The sequence below is a fragment of the Archangium sp. genome, from assembly GCF_057119385.1.
Map to the genome: position 1 here is coordinate 57,164 of NZ_DBNGVP010000056.1, position 23,217 is coordinate 80,380.

Genomic DNA, 23,217 nt, shown 5'->3' on the forward strand with positions numbered 1-23,217 from the left:
CGAAGCCGGGAGGGAAGAGGAAACGCGAACGCCGCGTCCCCACGGGGCGAGGTGTGCCTCGCTCTTGCTCGTGGGAAGGCGGCGGGTGGTACGGCGGGAGGCCAGGGCGACGCTCGGGGCGTCGCGGCTCAGGCCTCGCGGATCATCAGCATCTGGAGCAGATCGCGCAGCATCTGCTTGAGACCGCCGGCCTCGGGCAGGCTCTGGAGGATGCGGGAGGCGGCGTTGGTGGAGCGCTCGATGATGCGCTCGGTGGCGGCGCGGCCCTCGTGCTGCTCCACGAGCTCGCGGGCGCGCTGCAGCATCGTCTCGTCCTTGGGGCCGGGGATGCAGAGCGTCTCCAGCTCCTGGCGGGCCTCGGGCGTGGCGCGCAGGTACGCGGCCAGCAGCGGGAAGGTGCGCTTGCCCTGCGCCAGGTCCGAGTCCGTCGGCTTGCCCACCACGGAGGACTGCCCGTACAGGCCGAGCAGATCGTCACGCAGCTGGTAGGCGGTGCCCACGTAGCGGCCGAAACGCTCCAGCTTGTTGATGAGCTCCGGATCACCGCCGGAGAGCATCGCGCCGCACACGAGCGGCGCCGTGAAGCCGTAGAGGGCCGTCTTCAGGTAGGCCACGCGCAGCGCGTTGTAGATGGACAGCTCGGCCAGCGGCTGGTGCGGCAGGCGGATGTCCATGTACTGCCCGGCGGCGGTGTAGCGGCACACCTTGAGGAAGTAGCGCGTGGCCACGTCCGCGTCCGTCAGGTTGCAGCCCAGCATCACCTCGAGCGAGCGCCCGTAGAGGTGATCTCCGATCACGATCGCGAGGTTCTCTCCGAGCCGCCCCTCGCCGAGCATCTTGTGAAGTGCGGCACCGCCGCGGCGCGTGTCGGCCTGATCCGCGACGTCATCGTGGATCAGCATGAAGGTGTGCAGCAGCTCCGTGGCCGCCGCGAACCGCCACAGGCCCGAGGGCGCCCGCGTGTCGCCGCGGCCCAGGGCGTAGCCCACCAGCACCAGGCCCGGACGGATGCGCTTGGAGGGCCGCAGGCTGTAGCTGCGCACCTGCTCCAGCACCTTGTTCCATGCCGGATCCAGGTGGCGCTCGTCCTCGAGCTCCAGGATCTGATGCAGCACCACCTGCGTCTGGTACTGCACCGTCTTGGCCCAGGACACGAAGTCCACGGGCGACGGGGACGCGGACTGCTGCTGCTCTGCCGCCGGGGGCCCGGCCTGTGGAGACTTCCGCTCTTTCATGACGGGGGAGGTGGCACCCGAGGTTCCGCGCGTCGGCATCGTATCCTGGACTGCGGCAACCAACGTCAGCATAGCGAACCTCCGGGGCTGTGCAGCTTGGGGGGTCGAGCAAGCCCCATGGATATTCTTACGGATTTTAATATCAGAAAACTTTTATACAGGCAATCGCGGAATCTCGTGGAGAAATATTGCCGTTCGAGGAGAGACGGAAGCCTCTCAGAGGGAAAAAGTCGTAATAGGTCCGAGAATACCCAGATGTCTCTATTGACTCATCCCCCTGTTTGTACACCCTCACGGAAAAAGAGCGGCCGGTCCAAAAGGACGTCGGCCGCTCGGATCCGCCACGAGTGGAATTACCTGGCGTTCTTGAAGATGGTCATCACGTCCTTGAGCAGCTTCACGGACTCGTCGTGGGGCCGCTGGAAGGCGTTGCGGCCCATGATGGAGCCGAAGCCGCCGCCGGCGGCGATCTGGCGGATCTCCTCGAGCAGGTCCTCGGTGGTCTTGGACTCGCCGCCGGAGAAGATGACGATGCGCTTGCCGTTGAAGGCGGACTTCACCACGTCGCGGATGCGATCGGACATGGTCTTGGTGGGGATGTTGAACTTCTCGTAGACCTTCTTGGCCTCGGCCTGCTCCAGGAAGTCCTTGGGCGGCTTGACCTTGATGACGTGGGCGCCGAGCTGGGCGCTGATCTGCGCGGCGTAGGAGATGACGTCGATGGCCTGCTCACCCTCCTTGGAGATGCTGCCGCGGGGGTAGGCCCACAGCACGGTGGGGAGGCCGTGATCCTTGGCCTCGGCGATCAGATCGCGCAGGGCCTCGTACTGCTCGTTGCGGTAACCGGAGCCCGGGTAGATGGTGTAGCCGATGGCCACGCAGCCCAGACGCACCGCGTCCTTCACGGAGCCGGTGACGGCGGACATGGGGTGCTCGGGCTTGCCCAGCGTGTCCGAGTTGTTGAGCTTGAGGATGAGGGGAATCTCACCGGCGTACTTGCCGGCCACGCACTCCAGGAAGCCCAGGGGCGCGGCGTAGGCGTTGCAGCCGGACTCGATGGCCAGGTTGATGTGATAGTCCGGATCATAGCCCGCCGGATTGGGCGCGAAGGAGCGGGCCGGGCCGTGCTCGAAGCCCTGGTCCACCGGGAGGATCACCATCTTGCCGGTGCCGGCGAGCGTGCCGGTGTTGAGCAGGCGGGCCAGGTTGGTCAGCGTGCCGGGGTTGTCGGACGGGTACCACGAGAGGATCTGCTTGACGCGGTCGGTATACGCCATGTGCTCCTCGAGTTGGGGGCGGGAGGCCCCTTGACTTGGCGGGGCGGATTCTGCACAGGCGCGCGCCAGGTACCAAGCAGATCATTCGTAGCTTCGTCGCGACACGAACGCTCGGAGATCGCGCGGAGTGGGCGTGAATAAGTCCGCGCCGTCAGGTGTCATCCCTCCTGTCTTCACTCCCAGCACCCCGGAGTTCCACAGATATGTTCGCTTCCCTGCTTGCCGCCGTGCTGCTCACCGCCGCACCCGCACCGCTCGATGTCGTCAAGTCGGGCAACACCGAAGTCCAGAAGATCATCACCGCGAAGGGGGGCACCGCGGAGCAGCTCTCCAAGACGGTGGATCGCTTCGTGGACTGGGGTGAGTTGTCCAAGCGGGCGCTCGGAGAGACGTGGGACAAGCTGACGCCCGCCCAGCGCACGGACTTCTCGGAGACGATGCAGGGCCTGCTGCGCGCCTCCTACGCCCAGAGGGCGCTCAGCCAGGGCAGGGCGCTCGTGCAGTACGGCCAGCAGTCCATCCAGGGCAACGAGGCCACCGTGGGCACCAAGGTGATCATGAGCCGCGACCGGCTGCCCGTGCAGTACAAGCTCTTCCGCGCGGCCGGCAAGGACGAGTGGCGCATCTACGACATCGTCACCGATGACATCTCGCTCCTGGAGACGTACCAGGGCCAGTTCCGGAAGATCATGGCCGACAAGGGCTTCAACGGCCTGCTGACCACCCTGAAGGCCAAGCGGGCGCAGCTCGAGAAGTCGCTCGAGTAGCGCCCGCCCGGGCCGCGTCCACGGGGCCCTCTACAGGGCCTTCTCGTAGACGCGGTAACGCTTGGACTGCTTGCCGCCCATGGACTCGATGGCGCGGTTGACGAGGTGGTTGTCCTCGAGCGTCCAGGAGATCTCCCCGCCCTCGTAGCCCAGCTCGCGCGCCTTGTTGAGCGTGTCCAGGTAGAGGATGGCGTCCAGGCCGCGGCGCCGGTAGCCCTCGACGGTGCCCAGGAGGATGAGGCGCAGCCGGCGGATGCGGCGCGAGGCCAGCAGCAGCTTCGCCAGGCCGATGGGCAGGCCGAAGGTGGTGAGCCGGCCGTTGGCGGCCTTGATGGCCTCGTTGGCGTCGGGGATGGTGAGCGCGAAGCCCACGGGCTGGCCCTTCACCTCGGCCACCAGCGCGAGCTCCGGCCGCACCATCTGCTTGAGGTCGCGCGCCAGGTGGTCGAACTCGTGCTCCGTCATCGGGACGAAGCCCCAGTTCTTCTCCCAGGCCGAGTTGTACATCGTCTTGACCCGGGCCACCTCGGCGTCGAACTCCTTGAGGTTCACCGGGCGCACCGTGACGCCCTCGCGCTGGCGGATCTTCTCCGCGATGCGCGCCACCTTCTCCGGGGGAGGGGTGGAGGAGGACAGCTCCCAGGCGAACAGATCCTTGGCCTTGGTGAAGCCGTTGGCCTCCAGGAGGGCGGCGTACCAGGGCGGGTTGTACGTCGTCATGATGGCCGGCGGGGTGTTGAACCCCTCGATGAGCAGGCCCACCTCGCCGTTGGTGGAGTAGCTCATCGGGCCGATCACCGAGGCGAAGCCCTTGGCGCGCAGCCACTCGGCGGCCTTCTCGAAGAGGGCCCGGGCCACGCCGGCATCATTCACGCACTCGAAGAGGCCGAAGAAGCCGACGTTGGTGCCGTGGAACTCGTTGTAGCGGGGGTTGTTCACCGCCGCGATGCGCCCCACCACCTTCCCGGCCCTGCGGGCGAGGAAGAACTCCACCTCGCCGAACTCGAAGAAGGGGTGCTTCTTCGGGTCCATGAAGTCCCGGCGCTCCATCTCCAGGTGCGGCACGAAGTTCGGGTCGCCCTCGTAGATGGAGTAGGTGAGGCGGATGAAGGCCGTGCGGTCCGCCGGGCTCCGGACGGGAGTCACCTCCACATCGGCGGGCAGGGGAGGCTGCTTGGATTCGGTGTTCTGCATCTCGGCGGCGACGGCCATGGTGGTGTCCTAGCTCCTGTCCTCGTGCCCGTTGCGGATGAAGAAGTTGGCGCCCTTCTCCAGCAGCATGCCGGGGATGTTGGCGCGCTTCTCCCAGAGCTTCATCGGCATCTGCCCCAGCTTGCGGATGTCCTCCGGCTGGAGGTTGGCGGCGCGCCAGGTGAGCGTCTCCACCGCGTCGAACAGCTTGCCGGCCACCTCGCGCGAGGACATGCGCGAGAGCTGATCCAGGGTGAAGCCGTGGTGGCCGTGGGTGCCCTCGCTGGCGGCGGCCCACTTCTCGGAGGCCTTGTTGTTGCGCACCCTCGTGCCGGGGCGGGCGATCTGCACCGGGGTGTACGTGGAGGGCCGCGTCTGGGGGATGACGTCCAGCTTCTTGCCAATCTGCTCGAAGATGTCGAGCACCCGGTCCAGCTGCTCGTCCGTGTGCGTGGCCATGTAGCTGGTGCGGATGAGGGCGTGCCCCGCCTCCACCGCGGGCGGAATCACCGGGTTGGCGAACACGCCCGCCTCGTGCAGGGCCCGCCAGAAGCGGAAGCACTTCACCTGATCGCCAATGTGCACCGGCACCACCGGCGTCACCGACACGCCCGTGTCGAAGCCCATGGCGCGGAAGCCGTTGTGCATCTTCTCGGCGATGTCCAGCAGGCGCGCGCGCCGCTGCGGCTCGGCCTCGATGATCTCCAGCGCCTTGAGCGCCGAGGCCACGGCGGCCGGCGTCATGGACGCGGAGAAGATGACCGAGCGCGACTTGTGGCGGATGTAGTTGATGACGTCCGAGGGGCCCGAGAGCACGCCGCCCAGCGAGGCGAAGCTCTTGGAGAACGTCCCCATGACGAGGTCCGTCTCCTTCTCCAGCCCGAAGTACTCCGAGGTGCCGCGGCCCTTCTCGCCCAGCACGCCCATGGCGTGCGCATCATCCGTCATCACCCGCGCGCCGTACTTCTGCGCCAGCTCCACGATGCGGGGCAGGTCGCAGAGGTCGCCCTCCATGGAGAACACGCCGTCGGTGATGATGATCTTCCCGGCCTTGGGCTCCTTCTCGGCGGCCTGCTGCAGCAGCTGCTCGAGGTGCTCCAGGTCGTTGTGACGGTACTTGCGCTCGGTGGCGAAGGACAGGCGGATGCCATCCACCAGCGAGGCGTGGTTCTGCCGGTCCGCGAAGACGATGTCGTGACGGCCCAGGATGGAGGAGAGCGCCAGGTTCGTCTGGAAGCCGGTGGAGATGACCACCGCGGCCTCGCGGTTGAGGAACTTCGCCAGCCGCTGCTCCAGCTCCTCGTGCAGCGCCAGGGTGCCGTTGAGCAGACGCGAGCCGGAGCACGTGGTGCCGTAGCGCTCCACCGCCTTGATGGCCGCTTCCTTCACCCGAGGGTCCGCGCTCAGGCCCAGGTAGTTGTTCGAGCCCACCATGATGATACGGCGGCCTTCGATCTGGACCTCGGTGGCACCGTACGACTCCTCGATCGCCCGGTAGTACGGATAGAGACCCGTGGCCTTGGCGATGCGGTAGTCCTTCCAGCTCCGGCACTTCTCGAAAACGTCACTCATGGCGCTCTTCTCTCGTGGGGAAGATCCGCCTCCGCGGATCTCCAGGGCGCGCTTCTCGCGGTGTTCTCTCCGACCCGGGGCACCACAAGCGCGCGTCCTCCTCCTCGGGGGGCTTGGAGTCGCCGTCATTATTGAGTCACCCTCCGGGTGTCAAGACACGGACGGTGGCCCGCGAGCCCCGGGGTTCACTGGGAATCCTCGGGTAGGGGTTGACACCTGGGGATATTCCCGTCGAGGGGCGGACGGGTGCGCAACCGGTTGCACAACCGGGACTCAGGTGCCCTGGTTCAGAGGGGAGATGTCACACGGATGGCTTCCACACACGGGGTGGAAGGCTTCCAGGCCGGGGGGTGTTCGTTCCCAGATTCGCTGAGGCCGTGACAGGGGGCGGGAAGTCTGCTTTCTGGCGAGCCTCCTTCGACTGGCGACTGGGGATACGCGTGGCTGACTCTCTTCGACGGCGTGGGTCCGAGGCCTTCATCCGGGGAACGCTCGCCCGGCCCTGGCGGGTGTTGCTGGCCTTCACGGTGCTGGCGCTCGGTGGCGCGCTGCTGGCTGGACGGCTGGACTTCCGTGGCTCCTTCGTGGAGCTGCTGCCCAGCGAGACCCGCGAGGTGCAGGACCTGAACCGGGTGGCCCAGAAGGCCGGCGGTGACGGCTACCTGGTGGTGCGCGCGCGCGGCGCCGCGCCCGAGAAGCTGCGGGAGCTCTCCAACGCGCTGTCCCGGAAGCTCGAGACGCTTCCCGAGGTGCGCTACGTGGAGAACCACTTCGACGTGGGCTTCTTCGAGGAGCGCGGCCTGCTGCTGATGCCCACCGAGAAGCTCCAGGAGCTGCGCGCGGACGTGGACGCGCGGCTGCGCTACGAGAAGCAGCAGGCCATCGCGGTGGATCTGCTCGACGAGGCGGACGCGCCGCCGGACTTCGACGCCATCGTCAAGAAGTACAGCCCGGACACGCCCATGCGCGAGTACCTCGGCAACGCGGACGGCTCCGAGGTGTACCTGATGGTGAAGCCGGGCGGCACCGCGGGCGACATCGTCTTCGCGCAGAAGCTGGTGGATGACGTGCAGCGCGTGTCCAACGAGGTGGTCCAGGGCTACCCCGGGGTGACGCTGGACTACGCCGGCGCCTTCCAGGCCCGCATCGAGGAGGACGTGGTGATGCGCAGGGATCTGTCGCGCGCCGCCATCCTCTCGGCGGTGATGGCGGTGGGCATCATCCTGCTGGCCACGCGGCGGCTGTGGGCGCTGGCGGTGGTGGGCGTGCCCGTCATCTTCGGCGTGTCGCTGACGTTCGCCTTCGCGGAGCTGGCCATCGGCCACCTCAACATCGTCACGGGCTTCCTGGTGGCCATCCTCATCGGCCTGGGCCTGGAGTACGGCATCCACCTGGCCATGCGCTACTGGGAGGAGCGGCGCGAGCACCCGGCCGCCGAGGCGCTGGGCGAGGCCGTGCGCGGCACCTTCGCCGGAGCGCTCACCTCGGCGTTGACGAACGCGGCGGCCTTCTTCGTGCTCGTGTTCGCCCAGTTCGAGGCCTTCAAGCAGTTCGGCCTGCTGGCCGGCGTGGGCGTGCTCCTGGCCGTGCTGGTGGCGTACGGGCTGGGTCCGGCGCTGCTGGTGATCGGCGAGCGCCTGCGCCTGGGGCGCAAGCCGGCCGGGGTCCACGCACCCGAGGCTCCGGCGCGGCAGGTGCCGTCCAAGCCCCACAAGCCCTGGCCCACGGCCGTCATCGCGGGCCTGCTGGTGGCGGTGCTCGGCTTCGCGGCGTACTCCGTCTACGTGCTGCCGCGCATCGGCTTCGAGACGAACATGCGCAAGCTCCGGGGCGAGTCGCCCTCGGTCGTGCTCGATGACCACATCAGCGAGCAGCTCGGCACGCACCTCAACCCGGCCATCCTCCTGGTGGACGACCTCGAGCAGGCCCAGGTGGTCGAGGACGTCATCACCGAGGTGAAGACGCGCCACGGCGCCGGGTCCACCTTCAAGCAGTACGCCTCGCTCAACGAGCTGCTGCCCCAGGACGTGCCGGGGCACCAGGAGCAGCTGGCCGCGCTGCGCGCCACGCTGGAGCGGCTGCCCGAGGAGGCCCAGAAGGATCCTCGCCTGGAGAACGTGAGGAAGATGCTGGAGGCCCAGCCCTACGGGGAGGCGCAGCTGCCCCTCGAGGTGCGTCGCCGCTTCGAGGCGCAGGACGGCAAGGGCATGTTCCTGCTGCTGTTCCCCTCGGTGTCCAACCACGACACGCGGGAGCTGTCGGCGTGGGCCGCGCAGCTCGACGAGGTCATCGCCGGGGCCAAGGCCCGGGGCGTGGACCTCGCGGTGTTGGATAGCAATCGGATCGCCGCCCGCATCTTCTCCATGGTGCGCGCGGATGGCCCCTTCATCCTCTGGTCGGCCGCGGCGGTGGTCTTCTTGACGATCCTCCTCAGCCTGCGCAGCTTCAAGCGAGCCTGCCTGGTGGCCGGCCCTCTGTTCCTGGGCATGCTCTGCCTGGCCGGAGGCATGTACCTCTTCGACGTGCAGCTGAACTTCATCAACGCCGTGGTGCTCCCCAACCTGCTCGCCATCGCCGTGGACAACTCGGTGCACCTCTTCCACCGGTATGAGGAAGAGGGCCCCGGCTCCCTCGGCCACGTGGTGCGCCACACGGGCTTCGCGGCGGTGGTGGCCACGCTGTCCAACGCGGCCGGCTACGGCGCTCTGTTGATTTCACATCACGCCGGACTGCGCTCCATCGGACAGATTGCACTTCTGGGGGTGATGTGCACCTTCCTGGGTACGACGGTTTTCTTCCCGGCGATGCTCGCCTTGCTGGAGCGCTGGAAGAACCGCAAGAGGGATGGGGGCATGATTCGGAGCCTGGACATCGCGGTGAAGGAACCCACCGGCGAACCGGGGGAGCGTAAGTCTGCGTGAACGCTTGGACCTCGTATGAGCGCGCCCGAGCGGGCGTCCGGAACGTCCACCTGCGAGCAGTCGACGTCGTCATGATCGTCTCCTGCTCGTTCGCCGCTCTGACGCTCCTGGGCCCGGCCCGCTGGGCCCCCGGCTCTACGAAGTCCATCGTCTACTTCGCCGTCTTCGCGCTCGGGCCCCTGGTCCTGCGCACCCTGGAGTCCTACTTCCCCCAGCACCGGCTGCTGGCCTTCTTGGCCAACTTCTGGCTGCTGCCGGTGCTCGGCCTCAGTCACGAGGTGCTCAGTCCCCTGGTGACCGCCGTCACCCCGGTGCTGCGGGATGCCCAGCTCGTCGCCATGGATCAGCGGCTGTTCGGGGCCCAGGCCTCGGTGGTGCTCGGGCAGCTCGTGCCGCCCTGGCTCACCGACATCCTGATGATCTGCTACTACGGCCACTTCATCTGGCCGTTGATGCTGGGCGTGGTGCTGTACTTCGCCGGCCGCCACGACGCCTTCGACGAGTACCTGCTCGCGCTCAGCCTCTTCTTCACCTTCAACTACCTGTTCTACGCGCTGGTGCCCGCCATCGGCCCGCGCTACTTCCTCTCCTTCGCCTTCGACCAGCCGCTCCAGGGTGTGTGGGTGACGGCCTTCCTGGACTCGGTGATGCGCCTGCCGAGGTTCGCGCAGGACTGCTTCCCCTCGGGCCACACGGGGACCACGCTGCTGGTGTTCGTGTACTCCTGGCGTTTCGCGCCGCGTTACTTCCGGGTGACGTTGGTGCCCGGCCTGTTGCTCATCGCCGCCACCCTGGTGGGCCGCTTCCACTACGCCACGGACCTGCTGTGCGCCGTGCCGCTGGTGGCGGTGGTGGTGGGCCTGGCCGTAGGGTGGGGCCGGACGTTCGCCCGGCGCGATCCCGTGGCGCGCCCGGTGACGATGGACGCTATCGTGCGCCCCTGAACAAGGGAGCGTATGCATGAGCAGGCAGATCCTCGCGGGCCGCGTGGCCCATCTCGGTACCACCGTCTTCTCCGAGTTCAGCGCGCTGGCCCTCGAACACGGGGCCATGAACCTGGGGCAGGGCTTCCCTGACTTCGACGGGCCCGAGGCCGTGAAGGAGGCCGCTCGCAAGGCCATCACCGACGGGGTGAACCAGTACGCCCCCAGCCCCGGTCTGCGTGACCTGCGCGTGGCCATCGCCGAGCACGGCGCGCGCTTCCACGGACACACCGGCATCGATCCGGACACCATGGTGACCGTCACCAGCGGTGCCACCGAGGCCATCCTCTGCGTGATGCTGGGCCTGGTGGACCCGGGCGACGAGGTGGTCCTCTTCGAGCCCTTCTACGACTCGTACGACGCCAACGTCGGCTTCATCGGAGCGAAGGCGCGCTACGTGCCGCTGCGCCCGCCGGACGGCTCGCACGCCACGTGGTGGTTCGATCGCGACGAGGTGCGCGCGGCCTTCGGTCCCCGTACGCGGCTGCTCGTCCTCAACTCGCCCCACAACCCCACCGGCAAGGTGTTCACCCGCGAGGAGCTCGAGTTCCTCGGCGGCCTGTGCGCTGAACACGAGGTGAAGGTGCTCTCGGACGAGGTGTATGAGCACATCCTCTTCGGCCCGGCGCGTCATGTGCGGCCCGCCACGGTGCCCTCGCTGGCGGACCGGACGCTCACGGTGAGCAGCGCCGGCAAGTCGTTCAGCCTCACCGGGTGGAAGATCGGATGGATCATCGCTCCGCCACCCCTGCGTGACGCGGTGCAGCGCGCGCACCAGTTCGTCACGTTCGCCACGGCCTCGCCCCTGCAGGCGGCCTCGGCGGCGGCGCTGCGGCTCCCGGACTCGTACTTCCAGGAGCTGGGCGCCATGTACCTGGCCAAGAGGGATCGGCTGCTGACGGGGCTCGCGGAGGCGGGGCTGAAGGCGTACGCGCCCGAGGGCAGCTACTTCATCATCGCGGACATCTCGGACAGGGGCTTCGCGGACGACGTGGCCTTCTGCCGGCACCTCGTGACGGAGGTGGGAGTAGCGGCCATCCCTCCGAGTGTTTTCTACAGTCCCGAGCACAAGCAGTTGGGGCAGGGGATGGCGCGCTTCGCCTTCTGCAAGACGGAAGCGGTACTGGATGAAGCGGTGCGCCGGTTGAAGGTGGGGCTGGCTCGGGCCCGCTGACGCCTGGTCTCCCAGAGGCCGGGTGGCTTGCGACCCCTACACCCGGGTGTTACACCCCCGCGCCACACCGTGAGCTTCTTCGGCGAACTCTACCTCCGCTCCACACTGCCGTTCCTTTCCGAGGAGACGACGGCGAAGGAGGTGGCGTACCTCGCGAGGCGCTTCGAGCAGCTCGAAGTGCCCGGGCCGGTGGTGGACCTGGGCTGTGGTCATGGCCGCCATGCCGCGCGTCTGAATGCCCGGGGGCCGCTGGCGGATCGGGTGCTCGGCCTGGAGCTGGATGCCCTGTCCCTCCAGGAGCGGCTGCCTGGGTTTCCAGCGGTGCGAGCGGACCTCCGCTCCCTTCCATTCCGGACGGGCTCGCTGGCGGGCGCGTATGCCTGGTACTCGACGCTCTTCGTCTTCTCGGACGAGGAGCACGAGGCGCTGCTGCGCGAGGTGGCGAGGTGCCTGCGGCCCGGTGGCCTCCTGGTGCTGCACACCGTGCCGTACGATCGGCTCGCGTCACAACCGGAGGCTTCCTTCTCTACCCGGTTGCCGGACGGTAGCCTGCTCGAGGAGCGGAGCCGGTTCGACGCGGTGCGTGGCCGCGACGAGGCCACGAGGAGGCTCACGATGCCGGACGGACGTGTTCTGTCGGGCCACTATGCCATTCGTTACTATCCTCTTGCGGATCTGACGCGGCTGTTGGAAGCGACGGGTTTTTCGGTGTGCTGGGTGCACGGCGGGTTGGAGGAGGAGCGGCCCTCGGACACATCGGTGGATCTGATCGTGGGCGCCCGGCTGCGGTTGCACCCGGGATCCGAAACGGTGAATTTCAGGAGTGGAAGCTCGACATGAGCGGAAGCTCGACGCGGGACATCGTCCAGTGGACTCGAATGAAAAACGCCGCCCGCGCGTGACCGGGCTCGGCAACCTGCCGGAGAAGGTGGACGTCTACGAGGTGGGGCCTCGGGACGGCTTGCAGAACGAATTGCGCACCCTGCCCACGCGCGACAAGGCACGCCTCATCGAGGCGTTGATCGCGGCGGGGGAGAAGCGCATCGAGGTGACGTCCTTCGTGTCACCCAAGTGGATTCCGCAGCTCGCCGACGCGGAGGAACTGCTGCGTCTGGTGGGGCGGCGCGAGGGCGTCACCTTCTCGGCGCTGGTGCCCAACCTCAAGGGCCTGACGCGCGCCAAGGAGGCGGGCCTGGAGGAGGCGGCCGTCTTCATCTCCGCGTCCGAGGCCCACTCGAAGAAGAACATCAACAAGACCATCGCCGAGGCGGTGGCCGAGGCGCGGCAGACCACCGAGGCCGCGCTGAAGGCGGGCCTGCGGGTGCGCGGCTACCTGTCCACGGTGTGGGGCTGCCCCTACGAGGGCGAGGTGCCCGTCTCCCGCGTGGTGGAGATCAGCCGCGCCCTGGTGGACGGCGGCATCTACCAGCTCAGCCTCGGCGACACGATCGGGGTGGGGACGCCGCGGCAGACGGAGACCCTGCTCAACGCGCTGCTCGAGCACGTGCCGGTGGAGAAGCTGGCGCTGCACCTGCACGACACCCGCGGCACCGCCCTGGCCAACGCGCTGGTGGGCCTGCAGCTGGGCGTGACGACCTTCGACGCGAGCATCGGCGGACTGGGCGGATGCCCCTACGCGCCGGGCGCGGCGGGAAACCTGGCCACCGAGGACCTCGTCTACATGCTCCATGGCATGGGCGTGCAGACGGGCATCCAGCTCGACAAGCTCGTCGAGGCCGGCATGGTCGCCCAGGAGCTCATCGGCCGGAAGCTCGCGGGCAAGTTCCTCCAAGCGGCCCTGGGCGAGCGCGAGAAGAAGGCGAACCGCCGGGCCACCACCTGACATTCCACATGCGAAACCCCCAACCCAACCCCATCCCCACGCCCTACAAGCCCCGGCACCACGTGCGCATCGTGACGGCCGCTTCGCTCTTCGACGGGCATGACGCCGCCATCAACGTGATGCGCCGGCTCATGCAGGCCTCGGGCGCGGAGATCATCCACCTGGGGCACAACCGCTCCGTGGCGGAGATCGTCGACTGCGCCATCCAGGAGGACGCCCAGGGCATCGCCATCACCTCGTACCAGGGCGGCCATGTCGAGTTCTTCAAGTACATGATCGATCTGCTGCGCGAGCGCGGCGCGAACATCAAGGTGTTCGGCGGCGGCGGCGGCACCATCCTCCCCACCGAGATCGAGGAGCTCCACCGCTACGGCGTCACGCGCATCTACTCGCCGGACGACGGCCGCGCGCTCGGCCTGCAGGGGATGATCGACGACCTCATCTCCAAGTGCGACTTCGAGAAGCGCACCCCGGAGTTCGCGCCCGTGCTGTCCTCGCTGCCCCAGCGCGAGCCGTCCAAGGTCGCCTCGCTCATCACCATCGCGGAGAACTTCGCCTCCGCGGGGGACGCGCTCCGCGAGGCGCTCGGGAAGCTCAACGCCAACACCCCGCGCGTCCCCGTGCTCGGCATCACCGGCACCGGTGGCGCGGGCAAGTCGAGCCTCGTGGACGAGCTGGTCCGCCGCTTCCTCGCGGACTTCCCCGACAAGACGCTCGCGGTGCTCTCCATCGATCCGTCCAAGCGCAAGTCCGGCGGCGCGCTGCTCGGCGACCGCATCCGCATGAACGCGATCGACAACTCGCGCGTGTACATGCGCTCCATGGCCACGCGCCAGAGCAACCTCGCCATGTCCAAGCACGTCGGCGAGTCGATCGAGATCTGCAAGGCCGCCGGGTTCGATCTCATCGTGGTGGAGACGTCCGGCATCGGCCAGTCCGACACGGAGATCACCGAGCACTCGGACGTCTCGCTCTACGTGATGACGGCCGAGTACGGCGCGGCGACGCAGCTCGAGAAGATCGACATGCTCGACTTCGCGGACGTGATCGCCATCAACAAGTTCGACAAGCGCGGCTCGCTGGACGCGCTGCGGGACGTGCGCAAGCAGTGGAAGCGCAACCACAACGCCTTCTCCACGCCGGACGAGGCGCTGCCCGTCTACGGCACCATCGCCTCGCAGTTCAATGACCCGGGCATGAACCAGCTGTACCGGGCCATCATGGACACGCTCGTCCGGAAGACCGGGGCTTCGCTCCAGTCGCACCAGGAGATCACCCCGGGGATGAGCGAGAAGAAGTGGATCATCCCGCCCGAGCGCACCCGGTACCTCGCGGAGATCGTCGAGACCTGCGAGGCCTACGACAAGTTCGTCCGCGCCCAGGCCGCCATCGCCCGGCGCATGTACCAGCTGCACGGCACCATCGAGGCGCTGCGCGCCAACGTGGGCAAGACGCGGCTGGAGATCGTCGAGCCCCGGGACGCCTCGGACGTGGTGCACGTCACCCAGCGCGTCGAGGGCGAGCCGGCCTACCTCGCCGATCTGGCGGGGCTCTACCAGGACCTGGAGTCGCGCCTGCACCCCGAGTGCAAGCGGCTGCTGGACGAGTGGCCGGCCACGAAGCGCCGCTACGCCGCGTCCAAGTACCAGTACCAGGTGCGCGACAAGGTCATCGAGATCGATCTCTTCACCGAGTCGCTCTCGCACCTGCGCATCCCCAAGATCGCCCTGCCGAAGTACGAGGACTGGGGCGACGTCCTCACCTGGCTGCTGCGTGAGAACGCGCCGGGCGCCTTCCCGTTCACCGCGGGCGTCTTCCCGCTCAAGCGTGAGAACGAGGACCCCGCGCGCATGTTCGCGGGGGAGGGTGGCCCGGAGCGCACCAACAAGCGCTTCCACTACGTCTCGCGCGGGCTGCCCGCCAAGCGCCTGTCCACGGCGTTCGACTCGGTCACGCTCTACGGTGAGGACCCGGACCACCGCCCGGACATCTACGGCAAGGTGGGCAACTCCGGTGTGTCCATCGCCAACGTGGACGACGCGAAGAAGCTCTACTCGGGCTTCGATCTCGCGGATCCGTCCACCTCGGTGTCGATGACCATCAACGGTCCGGCGCCGATGCTGCTCGGCTTCTTCCTGAACGCCGCGGTGGATCAGCAGTGCGAGAAGTGGATCCGCGCCCAGGGCCAGACCGAGCAGGTGGAGAAGAAGATCACCGAGCTCTACCAGCGCCGCGGGATTCCCCGGCCGCGCTACCAGGGCGAGCTGCCCCAGGGCAACGACGGCCTGGGTCTGCTGCTGCTCGGCGTGTCCGGTGACGAGGTGCTTCCCCGGGAGACCTACGAGAAGATCCGCGCCTCCACGCTGCAGGCCGTGCGCGGCACCGTGCAGGCGGACATCCTCAAGGAGGATCAGGCGCAGAACACCTGCATCTTCTCCACGGAGTTCGCCCTGCGGCTGATGGGCGACATCCAGCAGTACTTCATCGACAAGAAGGTCCGCAACTTCTACTCGGTGTCCATCTCGGGCTACCACATCGCCGAGGCGGGGGCGAACCCCATCTCCCAGCTGGCCTTCACCCTGGCCAACGGCTTCACCTTCGTCGAGTACTACCTCTCGCGAGGCATGCACATCGACGACTTCGCGCCCAACCTGTCGTTCTTCTTCTCCAACGGCATGGACCCCGAGTACACGGTGCTCGGGCGCGTGGCGCGGCGCATCTGGGCCAAGGCCATGCGCGACAAGTACGGCGGCAACGAGCGCTCGCAGAAGCTCAAGTACCACATCCAGACTTCTGGCCGGAGCCTCCACGCCCAGGAGATCGCCTTCAACGACATCCGCACCACGTTGCAGGCCCTGCTGGCGCTCAACGACAACTGCAACTCGCTGCACACCAACGCCTACGACGAGGCCATCACCACGCCCACCGAGGAGAGCGTGCGCCGGGCCCTCGCCATCCAGCTCGTCATCAACAAGGAGTTCGGGCTCTCCAAGAACGAGAACCCGAACCAGGGCTCCTTCATCGTCGAGGAGCTGACGGACCTGGTCGAGGCCGCCGTGCTGACCGAGTTCCGCTCCATCTCCGAGCGCGGTGGCGTCCTCGGGGCCATGGAGCGCATGTACCAGCGCTCGAAGATCCAGGAGGAGTCGCTCTACTACGAGACGCTCAAGCACGATGGGACGCTGCCCATCATCGGCGTGAACACCTTCCTGGATCCCAAGGGCTCTCCGACGATCATCCCGCCGGAGGTCATCCGCGCCACGAAGGAGGAGAAGGACTACGCCATCAGCTCGCGCGACGCCTTCTGGAAGCGCAACGAGGCGACCGCTCCCGAGGCGTTGAAGGCCGTGAAGCGCGCCGCGCTCGACAACGGGAACATCTTCGCCGCGCTGATGGACGCTTGTAAGGTCTGCACGCTGGGGCAGATCTCCCGCGCGCTGTACGAGGTGGGCGGGCAGTACCGGCGCAACATGTAGTGAGGGGCGGGGAGACCCTCACCCTGACCCTCTCCCAGAGGGAGAGGGGACGAACACGGGCCTACCGCGATGCCGCGGGGCCCATCTGCATGATCGCCGCCGAGGTGTTCGCCGGAGAGCCCTGCACCGAGGGCTCCTGCGCGGGCGCCTGCGGCTGCGTCTCGACGGCCGTGTCCGTGCTCGCCGGGGCGCTTCCACCCGTGCTCTCCGCCTGCGCGGCCACGGCCGGCTCCGCCGGAGCGGCGGGAGCCTGCTTCGTGGCCACGGCGGGCGCCTGCTCCTCCAAGCCGGGGGGCATCCGGCGCGGCGGAACGACCAGGGGCGGAGGAACGGGGCAGCGGGTGCAGGGGCCCCGCAGGGGCACCGCGAGCACCTGGCCGATGCGCAGGAACACGCCGCGCATCCGGTTGGCCTTCTTGATGGCGTTGATGCTGGAGCCGTAGCGCAGGGCGATGCCACCCACCGTGTCGCCCGAGCGCACGCGGTGCATCTGGATGTTCTTGTCCGGCTGCAGCGCGAGCAGCGGGGCCACGCGGCGGCCCAGCTCCTGGGCGCGCGGGTTGAAGAAGCGCACGTGGAAGTGATCGCGGTGCCCACGTGCGTGCTTCACCAGCGACCTCGCTCCGGAGTTGAAGAGCGAGTCCAGCCACTCCTTGCTCTCGCCCTTGCGCAGCGCGTAGTCGTACAGGACCTTCTGCACGCGCTTGTCCACGAGGATCATCTGCACGTCCGTGTGGATGGCGAGCGACTTGAGCAGGGCCCAGTTCAGCTCGAGATCGATGTGATTCTCGCGCGCGCGCACGCGCACGGGCTCGGCGGTGGGGTAGTAGAAGCCCAGGTCCACGTCCCGGCCGTTCTGGTGGCTCTTGTGCGGGCGCAGGTAGCCGCCCTCGCGCGAGCTGAGCTGATTGACGCGCAGCGGCGGCGCCTTCGGGTACTGGGCGCGCACCTCGCGGATGGCCGTGGACAGGTAGTCCACCGTCTCCTTCGTGGCCCACGCCAGCTCGGGCGAGACCACGATCCAGTCATTGTTCTCCGGCTGCGGCACGCGCACGGCGTTCACCATGCGGCCGCTCTCCACGAACCCCACCGAGATGGAGCCCAGCGCGGCCGGATCCTTCTTCCACATCGCCGTCAGCTCCTCGTCCGACAGCTCCGCGGTGTAGAGCGGCCCGTTGGGGACCACGCCGTTCGCGTCCGTCGCCTCCTCGGCCTCGCCCTCGTCCGCGTCGGGGGTGCCCGCCAGCTCCTCGTCGTCGGCGGCGGCCTCTTCACCCTCGGTGGAGGACTCGGCGGCCGCGAGCGCCGCGTCATTGTGCTCGACGACCTGCGTCACGGCTTCCGGCGGGGGCTCCGATGACGGTGGGGCGGCTCCCTGTGAAGCAGCCGGCGCCAGGGCGGGCTGGACGGCCGCCTGGGCAGGAGACGTCGACGCCTCCTGCACCGGGGCCGTCGCCTTCGACGGAGAGACGGTGGGAGCAACGTGCGCGGTGCAGCCGGCGCACAGCAACAGGATGATCCAGGATGTAGAACGCACTCGGCGCGGAGCATGGACCGAAATTCTTCCGCGCCAAAGTAAAGGGTTGAGGCTGGCTCGGATTCCAGGCAGGCACCGCTCGGGAATTTGACGCGGGGCAGGGCGTTCGTTCCGCCTTTCGTGGCCTGCTCGCTCCCTTGCTCTCCCAGTCAAATCAGGCACTTCGAGCCCACCGGTGATGACCTGTCGCGTCAGCCGATGGCTCCGAGGCGCGGGTTGACGCCCCAGGGGTGGAGTGGGCGAAGTAGGCAGCCCCGCAGCGTTCCTCCATCTCCTCCGGGAAGGACATGACCCCTCTCCGTATGATTTCGCGATTCACCGGCGCCCTGCTGTTCACCGCCGGAGCGCTCCACGCGCCCTCCTCGGGGGCCGCGCAGGTGCCCGTGACCAACGCCGGCTTCGAGGCGCAGGCCGCCTCGGGCCAGCCCACCGGCTGGAGTGTGACGGGCGGGGGCAGGGTGGCCTCCAGCCCCGAGGGCAAGGCCGAGGGCGCGCGGGGGCTCGTCATCGAGAACCCGGCCTCCGGCGCCGAGACCACCGTGCAGTCCGAGCCCGTGAAGCTGCAGGTGGGCCGCCTCTACCGCCTCAGCGCGTGGGTGCGCACCCGCGGCGTGCAGGCGGATCCCCAGGCGCGCTACCCGACGGCGCTCGGGGCCTGCCTGTCCATGAAGAGCTTCCCCTTCACCAACTGCTCGCCCACCCTGGGCGCGGAGCAGGACGGCCGGGTCTCGGTGCTCTTCTTCGCCATCCAGGGCACGGATCGCGTGCAGCTGCACCTGGGCCGCAACGGCAAGGCCACCGGCACCGCCTGGGTGGATGACGTGCGCCTCGAGGAGGTGGATGACATCACCGCCTACCTCCCGCTGGAGTCGGTGCGCTGGGCCGGCAAGGGCTTCCGCTATGACGACGGCGGCTGGAAGTACGTCCACATCGAGGGCGAGCCCTACGAGCGCGGCCAGCAGTACGGCGAGCTCCTGGCCGACGACATCGTCCGCTACATGGAGAAGGTGGGCATCCAGAAGAACCGCCAGGACGCGGTGAACGGCTGGAGCCAGGTGCGGCTGCTCACCGACTCGCTCTTCCTGCGCAAGTACGATCCCGAGTACCTCGAGGAGATGAAGGGCATCGCCGACGGCGTCACCAAGGCCGGCGTGAAGTTCAAGGATCGCGAGGTGGATCTGCTCGACGTGGCGGCCCTCAACTCGGTGGTGGACCTGGGGCAGCTCGAGGACGCCAACCGCGTGAGCGCCACGTCCCTGTCCGGCCGCGTCTTCATGAAGGCCGAGGACGAGACGGCGCGGGCGGGAGAGGGGGACCACTGCTCGTCCTTCGTGGCCACGAAGTCCGCGACGAAGGATGGCCAGTTCGTCATGGGGCAGATCTTCATGTGGAACGGCTACACGGGCGTGCACTGGGACGTGATCGCCGACGTGCAGCCCACGCGGGGCCACCGCTTCGTGATGCAGACCTTCCCGGGTGGCATCCACAGCGGCGCGGACTGGTTCATCAACGACGCGGGCATCGTCATCGGCGAGACCACGGTGGGCCAGACGCCCTTCGATCCCGAGGGCACGCCGCAGAGCAACCGCATCCGCCGGGCGGCCCAGTACGCCAACTCGATCGACGACGTGGCCCGCATCCTCAAGGAGCGCAACAACGGCCTCTATTCCAATGACTGGACGCTCGCGGACGCCAAGACGGGCGAGGGGGCGTGCTTCACGCTCGGCACGAAGAAGACGAAGCTGTGGCGTACGGGGGGCGCGGGCAAGACGGGCAATACCCCGGGCAACCTCAAGGACTTCATCTGGGCCAACAACAACAACCGCGACCTGGAGGTGCGCAAGGAATACCTGCCCAACCCCCAGAACGCCCCGGTGGACCTGGCCTTCAACACGTGGAACCGGGACATCGCCTTCCAGGAGTACTTCGAGCGCTACGGCAAGGGCGGTATCGATCTGGAGAACGCCATCCGCATGATGGCCTCCAGCCCCATCAACCGGCCCCACGCCTGTGACGCCAAGCTCACCACCGGCGAGATGGCCGGCAAGCTCGTGTTCATCGCCCACTACGGCAAGACGACCCTGCGCGAGAAGATGGTGGGCGGCCGGTGGATCCAGGACCTGCCCGGCGCCACGCCCCACCTGACGCTCGGCTACACCACCTTCAGCCCCATCTTCGTCGCGGACAAGCTGAAGGAGGCCCTCGCGAGGTCGAGCGCCCTGAGGGAGGAGAAGGCCCCTGCCTCCAAGCGTGATACGTCGAAGGTCAAGGAGTCCCTGGGCTTCGACAAGAAGCTGCTGTGGGCCAACACCGTGTTCCCCGCCACCGACGGCGAGAACTGGCTCGTGAGCGGCACCGCCGCCTACTGGAACCTGCTCAACAAGCTGCCGGACTCGGCGGACAAGGCCTTCGAGCAGCAGCGCGACGCCCTGGCGGACCTCAACACCCGCTACCTGTACCTCTCCTCGCGCGAGGGGGATGTGGTGCCCGCGGCCGCGCGCACCTCGTACAACCGCTATGGCACGTATGCCATCCCCCGCCTCAAGGGCACCTTCCTGCTGCACCAGCTGCGCCTGCTGCTGGGCAACAAGGCCTTCTCCAAGGTGATGGGCGCCGTGCACGCGCGCTACGCCAACAAGAACATCACCACCGCGGAGTTCGTGCGCACCGCGTCCGAGGCCGCGGGGAAGGACCTCTCGCCCTTCATCGCGCAGTGGGTGGAGCGCGGCGGCCTGCCCGAGCCTCGCATCCGCGCCAGCAGCACGAAGGCAAAGGACGGGTATGACGTGACGGTGAAGGTGGAGCAGGGAGGCAAGCCCTACCACTTCCTCACCACCGTGGAGCTGTTCACCGCGAAGGGCTCGACGCTGGAGCGCGTGGAGGTGAAGGGCGCGAGCGACACCTTCACCTTCCACGTGGCCGAGCAGCCGGTGCGCGTGGTGTTCAACACGACGAATGACATCCCCGTGCCGCGCGAGCACTTCCAGGTGCTGTCCAACGCGATGGATGATTTCAGCCAGCTGCTCTTCGTCCACGGCACGGCGCGGGGGGTGGAGGCGGATCGCACGCTGACGCTCAACTTCCGTGACATCGTCGCGGATGCCTTCATGGACGTGCTCGCGCCGCTGAAGCCGGACGCCGAGGTGACGGACCAGGAGCTGGCGAGCCGGGATCTGTTCGTGCTCGGAGGCGCCGAGGACAACGGGCTGGTGGCGCGGCTGGCGGCGGAGAAGAAGCTGCCGGTGGAGATCGGCCGCCGGTACTTCCGCTGGCAGGGGAAGACGTACGGCCGCTCGGATGACGGGCTCGCGGTGGCGCTGCCCAACCCGTGGAACGCGAAGCGGACGCTCTACCTGTACCTGGCCAACAGTGGCCCGCAGCTGTGGCACATGACGCGCACCTTCATGCCGGGCCAGCTCCAGGGCTGGGCGCTCTACCGGGGTGGCGAGGTGAGCGCCAAGGGCTACCACGGTGTTGACGCGCTGGCGGTGGAGCTGACGGAGTCTCCGGCTCCCGAGCTCAAGCCCATCGGCTCCGCGGCCGGGGCGAACTGAGCCCGGGCGTCAGGGCAGGGGAGACAGGTTCGAATCCTGTCTCCCAGCTCGGGGCGGCCCGAACCACTGGGTGAGCGCGTCCGTGAGCCCGAGCTGGGTCCGGTCTCCCACCCAGGCCACATGGCCGTCGGGCCGAATCAACACGGCGGCGGGCGCGGTGACCGCCCCGAGGACAGGCAATTCCCAGGGGCCACCGTATTGTGCATCGACGATGCTCACCCGATCTGCCCAGGGAGCGAGCTCGAAGCCGCCGGGCTCACCGAGGTTGAGCAGAAGGGGCCGCGCCGCGTGCAGCAGCGTGAAGACGCGCCGTGGGCCGTTCGCTGTGACGAGGTCGAGATCCGGCATGCGGCGTCCGAGCAGCGGGTGTCCCTCGCCAAGCTCGTAGCGGATATCCAGACCCGACATCATTCCGGCGATCCGCTTGCGGGGTTCGTCCATCCGGAGCAGCTCGGCGAGGGTTTCTCGCAACGCCTCGATGCGGTCGTCCGATCGAAGCAGCGCGAGGGACGCCATCGTGTTGTGCAGCACGCGTGCCGCGACCGGGTGGCGCTCGAGCTGGTACGAATCGAGGAGGCTGTCGGGCGAGGTCCGCTTGACCACCTGGGCCAGCTTCCACCCCAGATTCACCGCGTCCTGCACGCCGAGGTTGAGGCCCTGCCCACCCACGGGGAAGTGAACGTGTGCGGAATCGCCAGCCAGCAGAACGCGGCGGTCGCGGTAGGCCGCGGCCTGCCGGGTCAGGTCGGTGAACCGGGAGATCCAGTTGGGGTCGTGGATCCCGTAGTCGGTCCCGTAGACGGCGACGAGCGCGTCGCTGAGCTCGCGGAGCGTCGGTTCTCCGCGGGGGCCGATCCGCCGCTCGGTCACCATCACTCCCACCCGGCCCTCCGCCAACCTGGCGAAGGCATGGACGCCGATGGCATCGCGGCGCATCCCCCATTTCGGCTCCTGCGTCATCCGGACCTCGGAGATCAGACAGCTCACGGTCGGATCCCATCCGGCGAACTCGATGCCGGCTGCTTTCCGGATCACGCTGCGTCCGCCGTCGCATCCGACGAGATATTCGGCCCGGAGCGACGGACCGTCGGAGAGCATGATGTCGACGCCGCTGTCATCCTGTGCGAACCCGGTCACCTCCCGTCCGCGGTAGATGCGCACTCCCAGCTCGTTGACCCAGCCGGCCAGGATGCGCTCGAACTCCTTCTGCTCGAGGCCGAGCCCGTAGGGATGCCGGGTGGGAAAGTCGCTGATGCTCAGGGGGATCCACGCGAACCCCGCGACCTGCGCCACCTGCCCCCGCGAGAGGAATCGCTCCACGACTCCACGTTGATCGAGAACCTCGAGGGTGCGTGCGTGCAGGCCGCGTGAGCGCGCGCCGTCGAGGTCCTGGGTCTCGCGCCGCTCGACGATCGCGACGTCGACCTTCGCCAACGCGAGCTCGGCCGCCAACATCATCCCCGTCGGTCCGCCTCCGACGATCACCACCGCATGCTGGGTCAGGGTCATGGCCGCGCGGTCTACGCCAGCGCCGCCTTCGCCCGGCATCCGTCATGGGCTCGATTGTTTCCGCGCCGGAAACCTGCTTGTCTGCGGGCAACTCGGAACGCTGGCTGAGGGCGAGAAGGCCTGTGCACATCGTACCGCCACCCCTGGTGTTAATCTCCAGCCCCATGGCGGAGAAAGG

The 23,217-nt window shown here is 68.1% G+C and carries 14 protein-coding genes; 8 read left to right on the plus strand and 6 right to left on the minus strand.

Translation table 11 applies throughout. From position 1 onward, the window contains the following. Window positions 1–128 precede the first annotated feature (128 nt). The gene (locus AC16DP_RS12405; RefSeq protein WP_329734104.1) at window positions 129–1,235 is read right to left on the minus strand and encodes a polyprenyl synthetase family protein; all 1,107 of its coding nucleotides are present in this window, start codon (window positions 1,233–1,235) and stop codon (window positions 129–131) included. A gap of 353 nt (window positions 1,236–1,588) precedes the next feature. Beyond that, a complete protein-coding gene (locus AC16DP_RS12410; RefSeq protein WP_329734105.1) occupies window positions 1,589–2,512 on the minus strand; it encodes a class I fructose-bisphosphate aldolase in 924 nt (307 codons plus the stop codon). 203 nt (window positions 2,513–2,715) lie between these two features. Here AC16DP_RS12410 and AC16DP_RS12415 point away from each other — a divergent pair, with 203 nt between their 5' ends. After that, window positions 2,716–3,279 carry an MlaC/ttg2D family ABC transporter substrate-binding protein gene (locus tag AC16DP_RS12415; RefSeq protein ID WP_329734106.1) on the plus strand — a complete coding sequence of 188 codons (564 nt, stop codon included), beginning with the start codon at window positions 2,716–2,718 and terminating at the stop codon, window positions 3,277–3,279. 30 nt (window positions 3,280–3,309) lie between these two features. On the opposite strand, the gene AC16DP_RS12420 is transcribed toward AC16DP_RS12415, so the two are convergent. Beyond that, window positions 3,310–4,491 carry an N-acetyltransferase gene (locus tag AC16DP_RS12420; RefSeq protein WP_329734107.1) on the minus strand — a complete coding sequence of 394 codons (1,182 nt, stop codon included), beginning with the start codon at window positions 4,489–4,491 and terminating at the stop codon, window positions 3,310–3,312. A gap of 9 nt (window positions 4,492–4,500) precedes the next feature. Continuing rightward, window positions 4,501–6,042 (minus strand): aminotransferase class I/II-fold pyridoxal phosphate-dependent enzyme, encoded by a 1,542-nt coding sequence (locus tag AC16DP_RS12425; protein ID WP_329734108.1) that lies wholly within the window; start codon window positions 6,040–6,042, stop codon window positions 4,501–4,503. A 440-nt stretch (window positions 6,043–6,482) separates the two neighbouring features. On the opposite strand from AC16DP_RS12425, the gene AC16DP_RS12430 reads away from it, so the two are divergent. From AC16DP_RS12430 to AC16DP_RS12455, 6 genes are all read left to right on the plus strand, one after another. Next, a complete protein-coding gene (locus AC16DP_RS12430; protein ID WP_329734109.1) occupies window positions 6,483–8,963 on the plus strand; it encodes an efflux RND transporter permease subunit in 2,481 nt (826 codons plus the stop codon). Continuing rightward, window positions 8,960–9,907 (plus strand): phosphatase PAP2 family protein, encoded by a 948-nt coding sequence (locus AC16DP_RS12435; protein WP_329734110.1) that lies wholly within the window; start codon window positions 8,960–8,962, stop codon window positions 9,905–9,907. Before AC16DP_RS12430 ends, AC16DP_RS12435 begins: the two co-directional genes overlap by 4 nt. A gap of 16 nt (window positions 9,908–9,923) precedes the next feature. Further along, entirely contained in the window at window positions 9,924–11,120 is a 1,197-nt protein-coding gene (locus tag AC16DP_RS12440; RefSeq protein ID WP_329734111.1) for an aminotransferase class I/II-fold pyridoxal phosphate-dependent enzyme, read from the plus strand. A 69-nt stretch (window positions 11,121–11,189) separates the two neighbouring features. Further along, the gene (locus tag AC16DP_RS12445) at window positions 11,190–11,960 is read left to right on the plus strand and encodes a class I SAM-dependent methyltransferase (protein WP_329734112.1); all 771 of its coding nucleotides are present in this window, start codon (window positions 11,190–11,192) and stop codon (window positions 11,958–11,960) included. 28 nt (window positions 11,961–11,988) lie between these two features. Then, entirely contained in the window at window positions 11,989–12,963 is a 975-nt protein-coding gene (locus tag AC16DP_RS12450; RefSeq protein WP_414640808.1) for a hydroxymethylglutaryl-CoA lyase, read from the plus strand. 8 nt (window positions 12,964–12,971) lie between these two features. After that, window positions 12,972–16,439, plus strand: a complete 3,468-nt coding sequence (locus AC16DP_RS12455) for a methylmalonyl-CoA mutase family protein (protein ID WP_329734114.1) — start codon at window positions 12,972–12,974, stop codon at window positions 16,437–16,439. 61 nt (window positions 16,440–16,500) lie between these two features. Here AC16DP_RS12455 and AC16DP_RS12460 read toward each other — a convergent pair whose 3' ends face one another. After that, window positions 16,501–17,775 (minus strand): penicillin-insensitive murein endopeptidase, encoded by a 1,275-nt coding sequence (locus AC16DP_RS12460; protein ID WP_329734115.1) that lies wholly within the window; start codon window positions 17,773–17,775, stop codon window positions 16,501–16,503. Window positions 17,776–18,278: 503 nt separating this feature from the next. Here AC16DP_RS12460 and AC16DP_RS12465 point away from each other — a divergent pair. Next, the gene (locus tag AC16DP_RS12465) at window positions 18,279–21,530 is read left to right on the plus strand and encodes a C45 family autoproteolytic acyltransferase/hydrolase (RefSeq protein WP_329734116.1); all 3,252 of its coding nucleotides are present in this window, start codon (window positions 18,279–18,281) and stop codon (window positions 21,528–21,530) included. Window positions 21,531–21,539: 9 nt separating this feature from the next. Here the strand turns inward: AC16DP_RS12465 and AC16DP_RS12470 are convergent, their stop codons facing one another. Further along, a complete protein-coding gene (locus AC16DP_RS12470) occupies window positions 21,540–23,039 on the minus strand; it encodes an FAD-dependent monooxygenase (RefSeq protein WP_329734117.1) in 1,500 nt (499 codons plus the stop codon). Window positions 23,040–23,217 lie beyond the last annotated feature (178 nt).